This window comes from Halomonas sp. 3D7M (genome assembly GCF_014897885.1).
Taxonomy (GTDB): Bacteria; Pseudomonadota; Gammaproteobacteria; order Pseudomonadales; family Halomonadaceae; genus Vreelandella.
The window spans coordinates 1-1,993 of record NZ_JABUZF010000116.1 but is presented as its reverse complement, the minus strand read 5'-3'; the positions used below and the strand labels follow the sequence as shown (position 1 = coordinate 1,993).

Annotated in this window: 3 protein-coding genes; 2 read left to right on the top strand and 1 reads right to left on the bottom strand. The window is 58.1% G+C overall.

Annotated elements, in window-relative coordinates; all coding sequences use genetic code 11:
- The coding region (locus INT22_RS05130; RefSeq protein ID WP_226912423.1) for an aldehyde dehydrogenase family protein at positions 1-1,209 on the top strand (1,209 nt) is incomplete at its 5' end.
- Here INT22_RS05130 and INT22_RS05125 read toward each other — a convergent pair.
- Positions 1,188-1,757 (bottom strand): substrate-binding domain-containing protein, encoded by a 570-nt coding sequence (locus INT22_RS05125; RefSeq protein ID WP_226912422.1) that lies wholly within the window; start codon positions 1,755-1,757, stop codon positions 1,188-1,190. The genes INT22_RS05130 and INT22_RS05125 overlap by 22 nt on opposite strands.
- Between INT22_RS05125 and INT22_RS05120 the strand changes: the two genes are divergently transcribed.
- Positions 1,739-1,993: transposase (locus INT22_RS05120; RefSeq protein ID WP_193067822.1), on the top strand; the 255-nt coding region annotated here is incomplete at its 3' end. The genes INT22_RS05125 and INT22_RS05120 overlap by 19 nt on opposite strands.

Below are 1,993 nucleotides of genomic sequence, written 5' to 3'. Positions count from 1 at the left end.
AAGCCGATTCGTGACTGCCGCGCTGAAGTAGGCAAAGTGCGTGAGATGTTCGAGTATTACGCGGGCTGGTGCGACAAGCAGCATGGCGAAGTGATTCCGGTGCCTACTTCGCACCTTAACTATGTGCACCACGTGCCCTATGGCGTGGTGGGGCAGATTACCCCCTGGAACGCACCGATGTTCACCTGTGCCTGGCAGTTAGCCCCGGCCATGGCGGCGGGCAATGGCGTGGTGCTAAAACCTTCCGAGCTGACGCCGTTTTCATCGGTGGTGATTGCCAAGCTGCTTGAAAGCGGCGGGCTTCCTAAAGGATTGATCAATATCGTCAATGGGCTAGGCAAATCGACCGGCGCAGCGCTAACCGATCACCCTGCCATCAGCAAACTGGTATTCGTGGGCTCCCCCCAGAGTGGCCGTATGATCGCCGAGGCTGGTGCGCGGAGACTGGTACCCAGCGTGTTAGAGCTGGGAGGCAAGTCGGCTAATATCGTGTTTGCCGATGCCAAACTGGATGAAGCCGTTGCGGGTGCCCAGGCGGCCATTTTTGCGGCGGCTGGACAGAGCTGTGTGGCCGGATCGCGGCTGTTGATTGAGCGCTCGGTGTTTGAGCAGGTTACCAGCCGTTTGGCGCGGGCGGCGGAGCAGATTCAAGTGGGCCTGCCTAGTGACGAAGCAACGCGCATGGGGCCATTGCAGAATCGCCGCCAGTTTGAGCAAGTGACGCGTATGATTGACGCTGCAGTAGCCGCTGGCGCGCGGCTGTTAACGGGGGGTAAACGTCCATTAGGGCTGCCCGATGAGGCTCACGGCTACTTTATCGCCCCTACGGTGCTGGTCGATGTCACACCGGATATGGAGATCGCTCAGCAAGAGGTATTCGGCCCGGTGTTGGTGGCGATGGCCTTCGACACTGACAATGAGGCTGTTCAACTTGCCAACGAGACACGCTTTGGCTTGGCTGGTGCCGTTTGGAGCCAGGACGTTGCGCGGGCGCATCGCGTAGCCGGTCAGTTGCGAGCGGGTACGGTGTGGATCAATAGCTACAAGGCGATCAGCGTTATGTCGCCGTTCGGAGGCTTTGGCGATAGCGGCTTTGGGCGCTCCAGTGGTTTGGATGGCCTGCGCGAATACACGGTGCCGCAAAGCGTTTGGGTAGAAACCGCCCCCGAAGCCAGCGTGGCATTTGGTTACGGCAGTGGTGTTGGTTGATCGCTCACCGCCAAGCCTGGGGCGCGAAAGGCCTGCATCCAGCGTTGTAGGTGGCGTAGCAGCAGAACGCTAGCTTTGGGCTGCTGTCGACCTACCCGCGTGACCATGTGGGCCTGGGAGCGCTGAAAAAGCGGATTATCTACCGGGCGCGCTACTAACGTGCCGAGCTCTAAATCATGGGCGACGGCAAAGGCGGGCAGCAAGGTAATGCCCATACCGCTACGCACGTATTGCGCCAGAATCACCATGGAGTTGGTGTTCATCGCCATGCGCGGGGCTATACGCGATTGCTGAAAGGCTTGGTCAACCATTTGGCGCACCCCATGGGTGGTATCCCACATGGCCATCGGCTGTGTGCTTAACTGAGTGAGCGTAAGCGGTGTGGTGTGCTTGGCTAAAGGATGGTTGGGCGCCAGGATAGCCATCAGTGGCTGCGGGCTAGATGACCAGAAACGCAGCTGGGGATGGGTGATCTTGCCCAGTAACGATGGACACCTCAAGAATGTAATACACTGCAACGAGGTGAACCATGGCAAGATCGACGACATCAATGAAGAAAAAATCCTATACCCGTTACTCAGATACCTATCGGCAAGAAGCGTTAGCGCTTGCTGATCGCATAGGCGTTGCCGCAGCGGCTCGTGAACTGGGCATACACTCGAGTCAGCTTTATCAGTGGCGTTCTAAGGTTCAGCAACAGCAAGATACATCTGAGCGAGAGCGGTCGCTGGCAGAAGAAAACGTTCGTCTGAAGCGGCAATTAGCCGAAGCCAATGAGGAGCTG

What these genes read in the sequence shown, in the direction of transcription:
- INT22_RS05125 (WP_226912422.1), bottom strand. Translation starts at nt 1,757, where the DNA reads ATGTCGTCGATCTTGCCATGGTTCACCTCGTTGCAGTGTATTACATTC.